The sequence below is a fragment of the Pedobacter sp. KBW06 genome, from assembly GCF_003852525.1.
GTDB lineage: Bacteria > Bacteroidota > Bacteroidia > Sphingobacteriales > Sphingobacteriaceae > Pedobacter.
Window position 1 is genome coordinate 135692 of record NZ_QAJL01000001.1, and the last position, 16445, is coordinate 152136.

Genomic DNA, 16445 nt, shown 5'->3' on the forward strand with positions numbered 1-16445 from the left:
ATAATACAAAGGCTGTGCCAGCAAGATTTCCATAAAAGAAAAACCACATTAATAAATAGTATATTTTTTGCGGAAAGACCGATCCTGTCTGAACCCTAACAAATACTCATTCAATTGATATGATTACTATTTTAGCATTTCCTGAACAGGCTTATAATTGCAGGTTTGAGGAAAATTAAACACATGAAAAAATTTCTGGCACCCTTATTTCTTGTAATTCCCTTCTCTGTTTTTGCGCAGAAACCTGTTCATCTGTCAACGAGCCCGAATGGAACGCCGATTTACCCCATCAAAGTCACCTGTGAATCCGAAATTTATCAAGAGCTGGCTGAAAGAAGATGGATGAATGCTTTTCGAACAGAAAACAGGTAAAAGCGGCGTTAGGAAAGCAAAAAACAGTCCTGAGGTTCAATGGATTAAGGAAAATATTTTTATTAGATTAATTCTTAATAAATATGATTTTTTTAATTAAATTAGAATAATCAATTTATTCATCCTTAACTAAAATCATCCCATGAACACAAAACACTACCTCAGCAAGGTAGGCCTGTTAGGTTGCATCTTGCTACTCTCCTCCATCATTTCTTCCTGTAAAAAAGAAACACCTGCTGAACAACCAAAAGCAGATGATGAAATTTCATCGGCTGTAGCCTATTTTGTTAAAAAAGGTTACAAAGCAGAAGACGTCGTTTTTAAGGACGGAAAATTTATCATTGAAACAGATATCGTCATCAGCCGGGAAGAAGTTGCATCGCGAATAAAAAGCGAAGGCGTTTCAGGCAGCCCTCAGACCGAACATTGGAGGAACAATTACATCATCGCAGCCCCGTACCACAAGAACGTGAGGCTTTATATTGAGCCTACAGTGACCCCCGAGTGGAAGACTGCAGTTCAGGGCGCCATTGCGAACTGGAACAGTATGCCTGGTCAGGGTACAACCATAGAGCTCGGCATGTCGATAACAACTTCATCTACGGCCTACGATACCCGGGTATTTATGGGCTATGAGAATGCCAATTGGATTGCACGTGCTTATCTGCCAAACTCAAGCGGTAAGCCAGGCGTAAGTGTCGAAATCAACAGCAAGTATAATACGATGAGTGCGAGCCAGAAACTTTTTGCCATCACACATGAACTGGGTCATACCATTGGTTTTATGCATACGAATCAGACCTCAGGTATATTTATTCCGGGTACTGCAACTGTAGATGCCAATTCTGTGATGAATTCTTTTGTATTGCCATGGGCCGGATTTACTGCCGGAGATGCATTGGCTACAAAAAAATTATATCCAAAATGATGATGACATGATCATCTGCTTTCTTATTTTGAAAACGAAAAGCCCGGGACATTTACTCCCGGGCTTTTTGTTGCGATATCTTATAGTCAATAAAATTTAGCCGTTACGGGTAACCGTATCTGATCGCAGTCTTAAATAGACAACTTGCAGGCCATATATTCATCCATTTAAATCAACTATTATGGCAAGTTATCAGGTTTTCTGCATCACAAAACCTAATGCAAACAGTTCTCATGAGCACATTACCCATATCGGGTATTATGATGCGAAGACAAAAGTAATTATTCCAGTACAAGCAGCAATCAGACGCATTGATGCAAATCCATCAGAATTTTATGTTCAGGTTGGAGGAGAAAAGGCTTATGTAACAGTGGTGAGGACAAAGGATCATGCTCCTTATATAAAGACCATTCCTGACGGCACTAAAAGAGACAATCTGCTGAGCCTGGAGCGCTGCTAAAAGCAGGTTAAGCACAAAACCCTAAAGTCCGGGATTCGGACTTTAGGGTTTTACTTACTTTATGCTCAGTACAGCTAAAAGTTAAATTAAATTGATATCGGAATATTTCTTCTTTAATGCTTTTTCAGCGACATTGATGAGTTCTTTATCCGGACTGGTAAAACATCTTTCTAAAAATCCGGAGACAAGGCTCTTATCCCATCCGGCACAAGCACATGCGAGCCCAATTCTAAGGTCACTATAACCAACCTCATGTTTTTGCGGAATTTTCTCGACTAAACTGATTAGCTTTTCTATCTCTTCTTTTTGAAGGATCAGCTTATCTGCAGCGATGCCACGCAAAGCTCCATTAATCACCGAAAAACCGCCAAATTTAAACAGAGCAAACACTGGTGAAACGTCGTTATCTGATGTTCGCATTATTCTGGTATAAGCCATAGCTGCATAACATGTAATCATGTCATGCTCCTGATTCTCCAAACATATTTTGTAAAAGTTATCTTTTGCCGGTTTATAACGGATCAAGCCTAAACTATTGATCATCATAATTTGTGCCTCCCAGGAATTTGCAATATTAACCTGCTTCAAATAAGCAGCCCATAAATCATCTCCCAGTTCCTTTAGCAACTCTTTTCCAATGGTTTTAGCTCCTTTTTTCCGGTCAGCGACTTTAGAGGAAGAAAGCTGCGCTTTAATTTCATCTATCTTAGACATGTCTGTTTAATCTTTAAAACTTTGCCAATCTTCCCCGATATTATTGCGAAGGTATCGCATACCCTGCTCCAACTCAGGTAAATCCAGAAGCGTTTTATCCAGGTCAAGGATCTGTTCTAAAGACAGGACCATCGCATCTTCAACCTCAGAATCTTCATCTCCTAACATCTGTAAATCACCATCCGTATCGTAAACTACTTCGGTTATCGGCGATTTCTGTTTTACCACAAAAACTGTGGTGATCACTGGCTTTTTTTTATCAAATTGAGAAATTGTCATATCTTATTTTTTCTATTTTTTTAAACATCCACTCTGGACCTTATCTGATTTATCTCTATTTTGTTTTCTACTGAGGACCTGAGCATTTTCAAAGCTATTTTTTCCTCCCTGAGATCTCGGATATTTATGATCGACCTGTCCCTCCAGCTGCGAAGGAGTCACTCCTGAAACACTCTTTTGAGATGGCTCCAAAACCGTGCCGTCCAGGTCACTTCTTAATAAACCGTCATTATGCTGCTTATTCAATTCATAAATCTTATCCTTTTGGGCTTTACTGTAATCTTTACCCTCCTTTATTTTATATCTTTTAGATTCAATAGAAGAATAGTCAGCGGGTCCCTTCCATGCTGGAATTTCATCCAAGCCAAAAATATCCATCCATCTATTAGGATCCTTCACATATCCATACATGGTAGGATTATTTCCTTCCAGCCCAATAGGATCTGGAGAAATATACATTCCCTCTTCCGGAGCATAATACCTGAATCTATTATATGCAAGCCCGGTTTCCGGATCGAAACTCTGTCCCTGATAAAGATAAGGACAAAACCCTGAATCTCCATATCGCATTTTAGGTCGCCCATAGCTATCGAGTTCCCGTTGCCAAATTAATTCACCGTCCTCATTATAGCCTTGTATTGGCGTGCCTAAATGATCGTTTACGATGCTATACTTTTTATCCCCTTTTATCTTTGCGATAGGCGCGAAATTATCTTCATCGAACACCCAGGTAATAATATCCTCTACACTACTATCTTTTGTGGCGAACTCTTTCCATTCATGCAATGGTTTATTACCATCCCAAACGTAATTTGTGATGGTTTTCCGATACTGTTTACGAATTCTTCTTCCGAGGGCATCGTACCAGAAGGAAACTTCATCCCCATCAGGTCGCAATACCCGCTCCAACATACCCGCCTGGTTCCAATGGAACTCCCAGCGATCACCATTACGCTCATTCTTTTCTATAAGATTGCCTTCTGCATCATAAAGATATTTAGCATCCTTACTTGCAGCCAATTGACCTCCCGGATTGTACTTCCGGTCCGTACGGGTAGAGGTTTCATAAATATTCCCCACCGCATCTGGCATACGAAACTCTGTAGATCCGTCACCATAAATAACCTCAGAAAGATTACCATGGACGTCATGTAGAAATTGTTTTTCGCCTGTGCTGCTATCCTGGACCTTAGTCAATCTATCGGCATCCCAACTGTAATTTCGCTGGTGTTTAACGCGTTTCTTATTTCCAACTATTTCCTGACGGTATAAACGTCCAAGACTATCGTATTCATTCTGCTCAACCAAACCACCTGTGCTTTCGCGAAGAAATTCCTCGCCGAAAGAATTATACTGAATTCTGGATTGCCAGCCATTTGCATTTACCTCGTTTCGCCAGCCCCTCCTGGTATCGTATTCTATATCGATATTTGCCCCCAGATTACTTGACACATGAGTACGATTGCCATCCAGATTGTAGAGGCAATCTACAGAATTCCCATTACTCGTCTCCGTCAGTATCCGCCCCATAATATCCCGTACCAACATGACCTCTGCATCATCATTAACAGCCTTGATCAGTCGTCCCATAACGTCATATTCATAATGCTCGCTGCTACCATCTCCAGCATAAAACACAGTAGCTAGCTGGCCAGCAGCATTATACTCATATCCGTTTTCCTTTCCATTTGAACGGAACAAACGCAAAACCTGTCCTGCCTCATCACGCAAATAGCGACGTACAAGTCCGTCAAATCCAATTTCGGTAACGACATTACCTTCTTCGTCAAGCTCAAACCGGTATTTTTCGTTTAATTCATTTACAACAGTCAGCAATTGTCCTTCTGTATCGTAAATAAAATTAAGATCAACTCCTCCCTGGCTTTGTCTGGTAACATTACCAAAAAAATCATATTGGAGCTTAACCTCCTGATGTCTATTTTTAGCATTGATCAGGTTTCCCATACTATCGTAGCTAAGATCGTGTACCTGGCCTCCGGGATCAGTAAACTGTACTACTTTTCCCAAAAGATTGTATTCCCTCCGCTGATTACCTCTTGGTGTATTAATCTGGGTGCAGCGTCCTAATTGATCATAATAATACTGAACATGTAAACCTCCCGGTAAGGTAACCTGCTTCAGGTTGTAAGCTGCATCGTAGGCCAACAGCGTTTCTCTTCCCATTGGGCCTTTTATTGACTGAAGCATTCCATCAACGCGGTAACTATAATCAGTTACGCCTCCTTCAGGATTGATCCTCTTAATCATTTTCCCCGCTTCATCATATTCATAAATCCATTTCCCCCCATTAGGAAGTATAGTTTCCACAGGTTTATCAATTTCATTATAAATCACATGCACCACTCCCTTACCAGGCAGTTGCATCTCAACAAGATTTCCCCTATCATCGTAACTGAAAGTTTTACTAACTCCCAATTCATTACTTTCAGAGATTAAGTTATTCGTTTCATCATAGTGAAAGAACTGACTATCTCCCCGACTATTTTCAATCTGACTTACGATTCCATTGCGATGAAAATATTTTCTGACGTGACCAAGGCTGTTGGTTGCAATAGTTAGCCCATCGATATATTTGAAGGTATAACTGTACAATCCTTCAGGTCCAAGCGCAGCGGTACATCTTCCTTCAATATCGTATCTGAAGTTGAAAACAGTATTATCCTTGAATTTACGGGCAATGATTTTTCGTTCCTCCCATGCAAAACGATCCTGAAAACCTTCTGCATTTTCAAGTACTGTTAAGCCTCCTTGTTCATTATACGAATAACGAAGTGCTGCAACACTAATCCCGGTATTTCCAAGTTCTGGATGAGGTACATATAATGCTGTGATTTGCCCCTTATTGTTATTCTCTACTTGAATTGACCGACCTGCACTATCTACAATCTCCTTTAGGTTGCCGGTTGAATTATAATGGAAAAGGATTGCAAATCCGTCCCGGTTCACAATGCTCCTCAGATTACCATGCCCGTTGCTTCCCTGTAATGGCTTGTTAAAGTAATAATACAAGCCATCTTTATGGCTCACAAAATACTCTCCTTTCTCGTCCCGGTGCAGTTCATATTTCTCCATTGGATTGTAAAAACTGGTCCCTGGCCGAAGAACGGGAAACACCACAGGTCTTCCTGCCGTGTCATTCATGACCACCATAGAATCAGCATCATCCACCATTAAGGTGATGTCGTAACTATGGTAAATGTTCTTACCTAATGGTCCGTCGTAATTGCTGTCACTGTAATAGTTTGCTTCCCAAACAAAAGGGATTGGTCCAGGTAGAGTAAATCCTTCTAAATAACTCACCATGTGTCCACTTGCAGCATCTACCGGTTCACCAAGATACTTACATACGTAAGGTTGCACTGCAGCCCTGTATTTCTTAAAGCCCGGAAACTTAGCTTCTATTTTCGCCATCAGTTTCGTCAATAGCTTACCCAGCATTTTAACCGCAAACTTTAGCCCATGCATCAGTCCCATCAACATCAGGGCATTGATCAGATCAGCAAGTTTTAATTCCTGCTCTACTTTCGGTCCGCCCACAATCACCGGTTTACCCAATGGCAACACCACCATCACTGCCGTTAAGAAATTCAGGTAAAATCCTCCTGTAGGATTATTCATCAGGATCTTTCCTACATCCTGACAAGAATATGCCCTGCATAGAAAAGTACTCTGATACATTCCCTGGGTAATTACCGTATTGCTCCCGTGCGAAAGCTGCCCTTCGTGCGGGTGAAAAAACTTTGGCAACAGAAACAAAGGATGAGGAATCACTGAATGCAAAAGGTTCAATGCTTTCACTGCTTTTCCTAAGCCTTTCAGTTTCCCCATCAATGGAGGCACTGAAGGCATTCCCCATAACGCACTTTGTGCAGCACCCCGGTAGCAATCGTTGATCAATACCGTCCCGCCCAAAGGAACATCCTTGGCAATCGTAAAACCATCATCCGTATATACCGGCATCGCCGGAACGGTAAAATGTATATAATCCATTGGGTCGAAAACCAATGCCGCAAAAGGTGTGATCGGGCAAGGCGTGATTGGCCATGGCACTTTCAACACATGAAAATCAAGCCCCAGGACGATGTCGAAATGCTTTGCTGCCGGTTTTGGATCTACAGATGCAGCCGGTATGATGGGATCATTTACTATCTTAAATGCCATAATTGTAGGTTTTGGTTTGGGGGATTATGGTCTTTTAGTCGTCACTTCACTGCCATTGGGATCATTAGGATCATAGTACACAGTTACCGTATCTTTCTCCTTCAGGCTGCCCCCCAGCTCGCAGTTAAAACGGATAATTTTCTCTCCTTTGGCATCCGTGATCGTGATGTTATACCTTGCCTGCTTTGCTCCATAACGCGTTACACGCTCCGGCAGCTTCTGGTCTATTACCGCTTTTGCGGAAACGTAATTTTTATATTTTTCTTTCTCCGCATTGTCTTTTTGTAAATAGCTACATCCGGTGTAAGTCAGAGATATGATGATGAAGATGGCTGCAAGCCACATGATTCCGTTATTGTTCATCTTATTTAGTTTTATTGAGTTGGTTATATTGATCGGTCAGGTTATTGTTCCAGTTGCTTCCCCACAACTGATCCAGTATCGGCGTATAGGTGTTCAGCATTTCCTGATCAGCAACGCTGAGCATATCTTTTGCATAAAACATGGCCATGGTATTCTCTTTTAGTGCATCATTTCCTTCGCTACTCAGCAATTGCCATCCCTCGTTAAAACAAGTTCTGGCTTCCTTTTTAGTAGCATATTTCCGCAGGCTATTGCCCAGCATCTGATGGATTCCGGCTAACATCAGCGGGTTCGCACCAGTTCTGTCCAGCGTTAAACTCTTCCTGTAAACCGCAGCAGCCTGTTCAAACTCCTTGCTCATGAAATACAAGTTGCCCTTCGCTATATAGTACTGGTACAACGTCTGGTCATGTTGTTCTTTCTCTTTTTCTGCAGCTTCGGCAGTGATCGCAATTGCTTTATCAATCGACTGATGTGCCTCTTTTACTTTTTGCACTGAGGCATAAAAAGTATGCTCAAAAAAATGAACAAGTGCGATCTGAGGCTGCCATTCATATTTTTTAGCCAGCTTCAGACAGACATTTCCGTAATAGCGAACATCCTCTTCATCACTATAGCCGATCGCTTCATTCATCTTGATCAGCGCCTGCTGAAAACTCACCATATCCTTTTCTTCCTCTGTCCTTTTTTTCGCCTTCGTCTCTTCCAGAATCTGATTCATTGCTCCGGCGATGTCCAGATCAGGATGGAGGTACATAAATTCTCCTTCCTTCTTTTTGGAAAGGCTTTTAAAATACATGGAGTCTCTCGATTCGTACAACATGATCCTGACACTGTCCGAAATCCCTGCATTCATCAACAGCTCTATCCAGTTGCTAAAAGCCTTCACATCAGTCAGCGCACTTGGAAATAGCGCCAGAACCAATTTCTCGGGACGACCGGTTACTTTTAATGCTTTAGCCAGCATCTTGATATTCTCCGCAAACAGCTTCGCTTCAGTTCCCTTTTCTATGATCGACTGTGCCTCCCATTCTATCTTTCCCGTCACCTCTGTGAGTGATGGATCCTTATTCCATTCCCTAAAATAACTCTGCAGGTCGCTCGTGATCCGGTCTCCATACAACTGAACTTCCGGTTCAAAGGGTTGCGACAAGCACAACACCGTATCCTGCAGTGTTTTTTCTAAAGAAGTCTGGTACATCACAAAGCCTTTTATCGTTTTAAACTCAACTGAAGAAGCGCCAACCCAGGCAAATACACTTACTTTTGGGTTGCTGGTCAGCGATTCGGTCCACATTTCAGAGAGCATCATTACCCGCTGCATGATCGCGTTATTCTCCATGCGCCTAGTTGATGTTTACTTTCGCGCCCTGAACTATTGTTTCGCCTTTGGCCTGAATCATTACAGGTCCTTCAGAACCGGCTTCAAGGCTCTTGCCTCCTACCATACTGAGTTTTGTTTTCGCCCCAATAGTTACATTTTCAGGATCCAAAGAAAATCCGGATCCGGAGAAAGATTTCTCATCGCCAGAGCCGGAGCCCATAGACACGAGTTCAGAACCTAAGGCCACAATATTTTTAGATTTGATGGCGATGTTACCATCTTTATCCAGCGTGATCGCACTCGCTGCACTCTCCCCTTCTCCACAGGAAATCGTGATGCTGATCTTACTGTGCATTGAAATGTTACCTGCGCCATCCAGTATGATCAGGTTTTCATCTTTATCTCTTATCGTCATCCCTCCACCATCATCCAGCTGAACGGTATGTCCGCTTTTTGAGGTGAGGCTTTTGGTGTTATTACTTGCACTGCCCCCGCTTCCTGTTTTACCATGGAATACACTTCCCATCACCAAAGGACGGGCAATATTACCTTCTTCAAAAGCAACCAGCACCTGATCACCTACCTCCGGTATAAATACAAAGCCCCTGTTTTTACTCACCTTTTCACTCCCGCCGGCATCAGGGGTTACTACCCTCAGCCATTCCGTTTGGTCGTTCGTCTGACATTGCCATTTGAACTTCACTTTAATCCGTCCCTGGCCCTGAGGATCATTATTGTCTACCACATCTGCCAGCTGCATATCCGGATGTGGACGTTCATAATTCTTAAAAGCCAGGCGCTCTGTCGTGGATACGACTCCTTCAAAAGAGTTGTTATAATGCCCACGTTCATCAATAATATGGTGTACAGAAGTAATCAGAAATTTCCCCAGACTTTGAGCGGAAAAATCGAGGCCTTGTTTCAGACTCATACTTACTTCGGCAATACTGCCAATCCCTACTTCCGGGTTATCGCCATTGGCATTTATTTTTAGCAGTCCGCTGATGTTTGCCTTTTCCTCATTGTCTACCAGCGACTTAATGTCACTGCCATTGTCCACACGAATTAATGAAGGCTGATTGAAGGTCTTGCTGTACATCAAATTCGAGGCATTGATCGCATGAACCAGATCGGGCCTTCCATCGGCCTTCCCTGTGCTTTCGCTCTCGAGCATCTGATCTTGTTTCGGATTATATGCAAAACGCTTGTTTTTGATCGGCGCCACTTCCATGGCATATTGCAGGCTCTGTACATCTCTTCCGTAAAACAAAGCCACCTCCTTCTGTTCATCAGGTTTCCCAAAATTGAGGTTCTCCCCATCATAGAAAAACCACTCATGGTATTCTCCGCTTAACCTGTTTAGAAAATCGAAATCACTTTCTCTGTATTGAATTACATAGTCAATGCTGCTGCTTCTGGAAGCATTTGCAACAATCCGAAGGTCGTTGGCAGGCGTATCTTTCGTGGCCAGTTTCACAATAGAATTCAGGTCTTTATCCAGGTAAGAACCTAAATCCGGACCTCTGTCTATTAAAATAGTCGGACTATATCCGCTAACGATCAAAATTCCATGATAACCATTGCTCTGTGCCAGTTCTACTTTCGTCACCATCCCTGAAAACTTCTGCATTTTAGCCTGATCGTAGCCAAATGATGCAGTAAGGGTTTGTCCAACAAAGTCACGGCTGGAGTCCAGACTGATCAGTCCGGGAGCACCGAGCTGGTCGTGTTTAAATCTAAGTTCAAAATAATGGTGCGCATTGAAGCGCTGCTGAAGGGTAAATGAGCTAAAATGCAGTATGCGTTTATCACCGATACTGATTTCCTTGGTTAAGTCGTTTTCCATAATGATCGTTAATTGCTGTATTACAGCATTTTGCTCCAATACAGTTGTAGTTCCCAAACCCAACAATCATTCCAATTACCAGCAAAAACTATAAATTATTATAATTTTAATCAAAAATATACACGAAATATACGTGAAACGGCAGGTTAAGCATATTATAGAAAAAATAATTTTCCGCTTTATACGCAACCAGAGTCCATATGCCTGGAAAATTCATTTATTCTAAACACTAAGAGTGGACAAACGATTTATCAGCCCGTCTTAATAGCGCCATCTAGCTACGGCCACAACAAGGTTATTTTTTTAACCGGATGATTCCTTACACCTAACACGGATTTTCATTGACGTAATTATACAGCTCATTCACGTAATAGATATACACTTTCACGTAAAAGTAAACCATAAGTAAATATTTTATAGCTATATTATTTAAATAAAGTCGAAATCTTAATTAACACATCTCTATGCGCTCAATAATTCTCTCCCCAGATTCCTCATGGTCTGTAACCCCAAACCACAATACGCCTTATCAGCAAACCATTAAATACCCTCAAACTCATATGATCAGCAGTTAAAATCTTAGAGGAAGCCGAAAATCTTGAACAGAGTAGGCAGTTAAAACTATATATATGAAAATAAACATTAAAAATCTGACCCGGGCGAGCATCTTATTTGCAGCTCTTGTTTCGTTAAATTCCTGCAAAAAGGAAAATGACAACAAATCAATTAACAACTCACCAGATGTTTCAGTTCAGGATGGAAGAATTTTATTTAAGAATTCCGATGTCCTAAGGGCGACTGTAACTGAACTGACCAACAAGAATACAGCTTATCTGGATGCATGGGAAAACAACAAACAATTCAGTTCATTAAGAAGGGACACCACAAGCGCAGAAGATCTGCAAGCTTTCAACTTCCCTCAGTTCTTCTCCACATTTATAAACCCAAACGGGGAATACATGGTAGGAGATACAATTGTATGGTATCACAATGGCCTTAAACATATGGTACCAAATAAGGATGAAGCTCTGTTGGCTAGAATTAAAGCGAATCAGGGACTTAGTAAGATTAAATATACTGCAGGCTCTGAAAAAATCAAAGAGCAGGAAATTAAAGAAAGTGTGCAAAGCCGGGGTTCAGGAAAAGTAATGCAGGTAGTCCTTGGTGGAGGGGCGGTTGATGCAAGGTATCAAAAAGAATTCACCAACGACTGGGGGCATCCACGCAAAATCGTAATCGAAATTTACAATTATGTGGAAGCTGGCCCAATAGGTTACAACAGCTACCTCATCACCCGAATCAAGCAATATTGGAAGGGAAAATCAACATGGAAACCTGCTGGTGAAGCCATGAAGAAGTACATTACAAATTTAAGTTATACAAAAGGATATCACAATGTATTTAATGGTGCTTATGTGGAGGTTTCGGGAACAGTAGCCGCGATCCCTGCATCCGGCCCGCAAATAGACGGTAATAACCTGGAATATATGATCGCGTCAACGATCAGTTCTAATACGACAACCGCCGTTAGGGTCACCGGAAATTATGAAGCTCTTGTTGTAGCGCCCTACAACAGCCAGGGCTTTTATAATGTAGCAGCAGACTGGTAAACTTCCCTAATTCATAAAAGAAAACGCCTAATCATCTAGGCAATAATTAGGCGTTTTCCAGGAGCTTATCCTGCATTTAGAGAATTGCCTTGGACAACCAGGTTCTTTTTTCTATTTTGTGTTTATGAAAAAATCTACCCGAAGAAAATTTCTTGGAACAGCCGCAGCAATTGCCGTTGGAACCGCAGCATCTGCGATGCCACTATCAGGTAAAAACAAAATATCCCCGGTAGTACATCATGTATTCTTCTGGTTAAAAAATCCGGATTCCAAAGCAGACCGTGATCAATTGATTAAAGGCATAAAGACCTTATCAAAAATAGAAACCATTCAAAATATTCACGTCGGCACAGTAGCCAGTACAGAAAAACGTGATGTCATAGACAGCAGCTGGAGCGTATCTGAATTGTTATTTTTTAAAGACCTTGAGGGACAGGCGATCTATCAGACGCATCCGATACATCTTGAATTTATAAAAAACTGTAGTCACCTCTGGAGCAAAGTTCTTGTGTACGACATTATCGAGGCTTAGCTGTCAATTACTTCTTCCACTCTTGTACTTTAAATGGTTTAATCTGCATGATACGGAAAGACTACTTCACAAAGAAATCTTTTGGAATGAATTTGTTCACTTCAATAGCCGACGTTATGATCTCATTTTGTAAATAATGTTCTACTGACATAAGTTTGTTTAGGTCTTGATATGACATCATCCATCCTAATACATCAGAACCATATGTAGCTACACCGATCCTCAGTTTTTCAATCTCTATATTATAAATTTCAATATCTGAGTTAAGCACATCGTCGAAAGTCAATAAAAGGTTGTAACAATATAAGATCTCATCCTGCCTCAATTGATAACGCTTAAAAACGCGAGCCTTCAGCATAGTAGCTATTATGTCCATTATTTTCTTTTCAGGAACTATAGTAACCGGTGTCAACTTCGTATCAGGTAAATGAAAACTAACTTTTAGATATTGAATTACTTTAGAAGGTGGTATAACATTTTTGTAATAGGCTTGAAGCTCAGTCCAAGAGGTCCATCGGCTTCTGTCGAGTGAAAGATCAAGCTGTCTTAAATAGACAAACAAGAACAACAATTGATCATATTTTATTTTAACATTATTCATAATTAACATTTTAAAAACCTCCCACTCTGCCTGTTTTACGATCACACTCCCCTTCCTTAATATTAAAACTGATCTCGTGAAACCGCTTACCTGAAGCTATTCTGATACTGTCAAAAAGCTTTCTTGAATCAGCCGGTATAAGTGCCGTAGACCTTTTCATTTCGATTTTCTCTACGGCTTCGAAAATTAAAGAGTGATCGTCATATCCAAAAAAAATGTCTGTACATCCTGAAAGGCCAGACATTCTTAGCACATCTTTCTTTTTCCCATTGATTTCAACGTGCAGCAACTCATTTTTTTCGGGTCTATAATGAACGTTTTTTAGAAACAAGCTGAAATCTACATGTCTGTTTTCAATCAAAGTATCCAAAATAATCCGGTTATCAATTTTTACTTTAACTGTGATTCTATCTAGAAAAAATGCGCCGGCCGGATTAAAAAATAAATTAATCTGGTGATCAGAACGACCACATCCGGTGGCACAGATAATGATAAATATGATTGCAAAGGGTCGCAGCGTTAAATGCATTCTAGTGCTCAGCAGTAATTATAATAAAAAAATAAGGTTACCCAAACAACCAAAGTAACGACAGAGACTATTAATAATTCTATTCTTCGATTAGAGAGCACGAGCGCGTACAATATAATCCAATAAGTGAAACAATTTAACGTAAACAAAACTACATTTAGCATTATTTCATCTTTTGTATGATCAGAAGCTGAGCCAAAACCCATTAAAAATGCACTTACAAGTAACGCATATCTCAACAGGATAAGTATCAAAATGTAAACGATTACCCTGACAAATATTGATTTTTTCATTCTCCTGGCAATATTAAATCAAGATCTCACACTAACACCCCGCACCTATCTGATATTTATCTCTTCGGGCAACGGGTACTTTTTCAAAGTTGCGCTAATTTCAGGTAAAATATCATTCAATTGCTTAAAATTTACAACATTAAATCCCGGCGAAGGGATAAAATACAATCCATCTTTTTGTTCAGATAGTTTCGTTCCATCGTTATTTACCTTTACAAGACCCTCATTTTTCACCTGATAAATACCAAATTCCAGGTCATCGTAATTAACAGAATCCTTTTTAATTAAGAACTCCCCCAGCGTAAATTTCCTTACAAGTCTTCCCTTGTCATAAATCGTAAAGATTCCATTTTTCTCATGTAGCACCTGATCTGCGGGAATCTTTCCTAAACTTGCTACAATAGAATCAACTTTAGGTAATGAGGAAATGATTTTATGTTGCTTAATATTAAACCAACCGGAACTGTAATCACCCTCCTTCACTAAACCCAAATACTTTTCAGACAATTCAATCTGTAAATTGTCGGAGTCAATTTTGTAGCCCAGGCTATCTTTTCTGCCGGTAAATACATACTCGCTCTTGAAATCGCCTAAAAATCCATAATCTCTAACTTCAAGCAAATAAACACCATGCTTTGCAAAGTATGCCAACGTATCAAGATTCTCACTTTTCAGCGCATACTTCTCCAATCTAAAGGTCTTTTCACTTTTACACGCCAACAGACTAGCTATAAAAAGCAAGCAAACATTTATTTTCCCAAACAATTTCATCGATATAATAGTGTGCATCAATATGGCCTTATTCACTTATTGGCCCCTTTATCTAAAGTTGTCAAATTCTATAACAATACACTTGTTTTTTGATCAACCTATAGATATCAGAAACTGCAGGCAAGATAGACTCTTCTTTCTACACGATCAAAATCAACTTACAATTCCGTCCATAATAACCTCAGAATTATAAAATTCTTTATAATACTTTTCAATCAATCTGGAAATCCTTAATCGCTCCTCCCTGCTTATTTTCTCACCAGTACTGTCCCATATCCGAATAGTTTTGGTATAAATCACCCCATGGGCAGCATCAATTGAACAAATTAAGCCTTTGTTATTTTCTTTGAAAAACAAGTCCATACCTCTCCCCAGGACTCTAATACCGAACTCGTTTCCTTTAGAATCTTTAGCTAAATGAACACCTTTAGAACCCATTAGCTCTTCAATTAAATCCATATTAATCAACTGGGTTTTCCGGGAAGATTATCCAGCTTGCTCTTTAGTGCCAGATACTCTGTTTCCAGATTCCGGAAAGCCCTGGTTACGACAACCACATTACCATGACGTTCAAAATGCGCTAAATAATCAGCTTCAACCTGATCAAACCGCGTTTTCAAGGTCAGATATTTTTTCTTTTGATATTTTTCCTCTTCGGTTTCTGCTTCACCGTTCAGATTCCCAAAGTACACACTATTGGAAATTGACTTGCCATCAGCAGATTTAAAACACATATAAACCTCCATAGGCTCGTCGTGAAGCGTTCCCGACAATGCGATGAAGTATTTGCCATCTTCTCTTTTTGCTGCATTCAGGTAGCTCATGGCATCTTCAAGACCTGGATAACAAAGCAAAACCATTGCGATATCGTCCAGATGGTTTTCACCCTCCAAAGGGCTTGGATCCCAGCTAAACTCCAATCCAGCCTCTGTTTTAACCAATTTCGTGTCTCTGGGTGCGGATAAGCTCCCCTGACTAACCATTGCCTTGCTGTAATCAATTTTAAGGTTTGGATACTCCCCTTTCAGCGCAAACTTCTTATTGTATGAAGTTGCCAGGTTGTGAGGGTTTTTAACGGTCCCCCTTGCCTCCAGTTCAAAGCCCAGATTAATAAACTTCAGTACATTCTTAGGTCTTAAAAAGCCCATCGTAACCGACATCGCCTGACAATTGACCAATTGTTTCTGACTTGATTTAATCCTTCTGCCTACCATACGTGTAACAGGTTGTCCCTTTAACATGTAATGGACAAGTTTTCCGATTTTTCCATTCGGATGGCCATATGGGCCGTGCTTAGATATTGCCATAACTAAAATATTAATTAATTTAATTTTAAGATACGAATTAATTCCAACAAGATCATATTTCTGTTATAAATCCGGCATCTTTCTGTTGAAGGTCCGCTTTAAATGCCTTAACGTTCATATGTGCCTAAGTAAAGAAGCAAGAGCGCTTGAATTTGCCCGTAGATAGGCTTCAGGCCTGATAAGGCCCTACAAACCCCTAACAGGTAGCCTAATAAAACTCAAGTGGAGGGTAACACAATTAGACATCATATTCCAAAGAGCCCTTTCACAGGATCGACAGAGAACAACACCACAAAAACAACATTATTAATCAAAAGAAAATAAACATTTGGTT

At 40.5% G+C, this 16445-nt stretch carries 15 protein-coding genes; 4 read left to right on the forward strand and 11 right to left on the reverse strand.

The window, feature by feature from the left end:
* Nucleotides 1-514: 514 nt before the first annotated feature.
* Both DBR43_RS00655 and DBR43_RS00660 read left to right on the forward strand, forming a co-directional pair.
* On the forward strand, nucleotides 515-1300 hold the full coding sequence (locus DBR43_RS00655; protein ID WP_124576935.1) for a M57 family metalloprotease: 786 nt from the start codon (nucleotides 515-517) through the stop codon (nucleotides 1298-1300).
* A gap of 181 nt (nucleotides 1301-1481) precedes the next feature.
* Complete coding sequence (locus tag DBR43_RS00660) at nucleotides 1482-1760, forward strand: DUF3892 domain-containing protein (RefSeq protein ID WP_124576937.1); 279 nt, start codon at nucleotides 1482-1484, stop codon at nucleotides 1758-1760.
* 81 nt (nucleotides 1761-1841) lie between these two features.
* Here the strand turns inward: DBR43_RS00660 and DBR43_RS00665 are convergent, their stop codons facing one another.
* From DBR43_RS00665 to DBR43_RS00690, 6 genes are read right to left on the reverse strand one after another with little or no spacing between them, the layout of a single operon-like run.
* Nucleotides 1842-2474 carry a hypothetical protein gene (locus DBR43_RS00665; RefSeq protein ID WP_124576939.1) on the reverse strand — a complete coding sequence of 211 codons (633 nt, stop codon included), beginning with the start codon at nucleotides 2472-2474 and terminating at the stop codon, nucleotides 1842-1844.
* 6 nt (nucleotides 2475-2480) lie between these two features.
* On the reverse strand, nucleotides 2481-2753 hold the full coding sequence (locus tag DBR43_RS00670) for a hypothetical protein (protein WP_124576940.1): 273 nt from the start codon (nucleotides 2751-2753) through the stop codon (nucleotides 2481-2483).
* A gap of 12 nt (nucleotides 2754-2765) precedes the next feature.
* On the reverse strand, nucleotides 2766-6935 hold the full coding sequence (locus tag DBR43_RS00675; protein ID WP_124576942.1) for a DUF6531 domain-containing protein: 4170 nt from the start codon (nucleotides 6933-6935) through the stop codon (nucleotides 2766-2768).
* A 24-nt stretch (nucleotides 6936-6959) separates the two neighbouring features.
* A complete protein-coding gene (locus DBR43_RS00680) occupies nucleotides 6960-7298 on the reverse strand; it encodes a hypothetical protein (RefSeq protein ID WP_124576944.1) in 339 nt (112 codons plus the stop codon).
* Between the two features lies 1 nt (nucleotide 7299).
* Nucleotides 7300-8640 (reverse strand): hypothetical protein, encoded by a 1341-nt coding sequence (locus DBR43_RS00685; RefSeq protein WP_124576946.1) that lies wholly within the window; start codon nucleotides 8638-8640, stop codon nucleotides 7300-7302.
* Between the two features lie 4 nt (nucleotides 8641-8644).
* Entirely contained in the window at nucleotides 8645-10468 is a 1824-nt protein-coding gene (locus tag DBR43_RS00690) for a type VI secretion system Vgr family protein (protein ID WP_124576948.1), read from the reverse strand.
* Between the two features lie 629 nt (nucleotides 10469-11097).
* Here DBR43_RS00690 and DBR43_RS00695 point away from each other — a divergent pair.
* Both DBR43_RS00695 and DBR43_RS00700 read left to right on the forward strand, forming a co-directional pair.
* Nucleotides 11098-12078 (forward strand): hypothetical protein, encoded by a 981-nt coding sequence (locus tag DBR43_RS00695; RefSeq protein ID WP_124576950.1) that lies wholly within the window; start codon nucleotides 11098-11100, stop codon nucleotides 12076-12078.
* Nucleotides 12079-12202: 124 nt separating this feature from the next.
* Nucleotides 12203-12610: a Dabb family protein gene (locus tag DBR43_RS00700; RefSeq protein WP_124576953.1), complete on the forward strand. Its 408-nt coding sequence runs from the start codon at nucleotides 12203-12205 to the stop codon at nucleotides 12608-12610.
* Nucleotides 12611-12671: 61 nt separating this feature from the next.
* Here DBR43_RS00700 and DBR43_RS00705 read toward each other — a convergent pair whose 3' ends face one another.
* The 5 genes from DBR43_RS00705 to DBR43_RS00725 form a co-directional block, all read right to left on the reverse strand.
* A complete protein-coding gene (locus tag DBR43_RS00705) occupies nucleotides 12672-13211 on the reverse strand; it encodes a hypothetical protein (RefSeq protein WP_124576955.1) in 540 nt (179 codons plus the stop codon).
* 10 nt (nucleotides 13212-13221) lie between these two features.
* Nucleotides 13222-13740 (reverse strand): hypothetical protein, encoded by a 519-nt coding sequence (locus DBR43_RS00710; RefSeq protein WP_124576957.1) that lies wholly within the window; start codon nucleotides 13738-13740, stop codon nucleotides 13222-13224.
* Between the two features lie 338 nt (nucleotides 13741-14078).
* Entirely contained in the window at nucleotides 14079-14723 is a 645-nt protein-coding gene (locus DBR43_RS00715; RefSeq protein WP_124576959.1) for a hypothetical protein, read from the reverse strand.
* Nucleotides 14724-14957: 234 nt separating this feature from the next.
* Nucleotides 14958-15263: a hypothetical protein gene (locus DBR43_RS00720; protein WP_124576961.1), complete on the reverse strand. Its 306-nt coding sequence runs from the start codon at nucleotides 15261-15263 to the stop codon at nucleotides 14958-14960.
* A gap of 5 nt (nucleotides 15264-15268) precedes the next feature.
* Nucleotides 15269-16111: a DUF6266 family protein gene (locus DBR43_RS00725; protein ID WP_124576963.1), complete on the reverse strand. Its 843-nt coding sequence runs from the start codon at nucleotides 16109-16111 to the stop codon at nucleotides 15269-15271.
* Nucleotides 16112-16445 lie beyond the last annotated feature (334 nt).

Bases quoted from the DNA above. Each gene is read 5' to 3' on its own strand.
- DBR43_RS00655 (WP_124576935.1), top strand. From the start codon at position 515: ATGAACACAAAACACTACCTCAGCAAGGTAGGCCTGTTAGGTTGCATC.
- DBR43_RS00660 (WP_124576937.1), top strand. From the start codon at position 1,482: ATGGCAAGTTATCAGGTTTTCTGCATCACAAAACCTAATGCAAACAGT.
- DBR43_RS00665 (WP_124576939.1), bottom strand. From the start codon at position 2,474: ATGTCTAAGATAGATGAAATTAAAGCGCAGCTTTCTTCCTCTAAAGTC.
- DBR43_RS00670 (WP_124576940.1), bottom strand. From the start codon at position 2,753: ATGACAATTTCTCAATTTGATAAAAAAAAGCCAGTGATCACCACAGTT.
- DBR43_RS00675 (WP_124576942.1), bottom strand. From the start codon at position 6,935: ATGGCATTTAAGATAGTAAATGATCCCATCATACCGGCTGCATCTGTA.
- DBR43_RS00680 (WP_124576944.1), bottom strand. From the start codon at position 7,298: ATGAACAATAACGGAATCATGTGGCTTGCAGCCATCTTCATCATCATA.
- DBR43_RS00685 (WP_124576946.1), bottom strand. From the start codon at position 8,640: ATGGAGAATAACGCGATCATGCAGCGGGTAATGATGCTCTCTGAAATG.
- DBR43_RS00690 (WP_124576948.1), bottom strand. From the start codon at position 10,468: ATGGAAAACGACTTAACCAAGGAAATCAGTATCGGTGATAAACGCATA.
- DBR43_RS00695 (WP_124576950.1), top strand. From the start codon at position 11,098: ATGAAAATAAACATTAAAAATCTGACCCGGGCGAGCATCTTATTTGCA.
- DBR43_RS00700 (WP_124576953.1), top strand. From the start codon at position 12,203: ATGAAAAAATCTACCCGAAGAAAATTTCTTGGAACAGCCGCAGCAATT.
- DBR43_RS00705 (WP_124576955.1), bottom strand. From the start codon at position 13,211: ATGAATAATGTTAAAATAAAATATGATCAATTGTTGTTCTTGTTTGTC.
- DBR43_RS00710 (WP_124576957.1), bottom strand. From the start codon at position 13,740: ATGCATTTAACGCTGCGACCCTTTGCAATCATATTTATCATTATCTGT.
- DBR43_RS00720 (WP_124576961.1), bottom strand. From the start codon at position 15,263: ATGGATTTAATTGAAGAGCTAATGGGTTCTAAAGGTGTTCATTTAGCT.
- DBR43_RS00725 (WP_124576963.1), bottom strand. From the start codon at position 16,111: ATGGCAATATCTAAGCACGGCCCATATGGCCATCCGAATGGAAAAATC.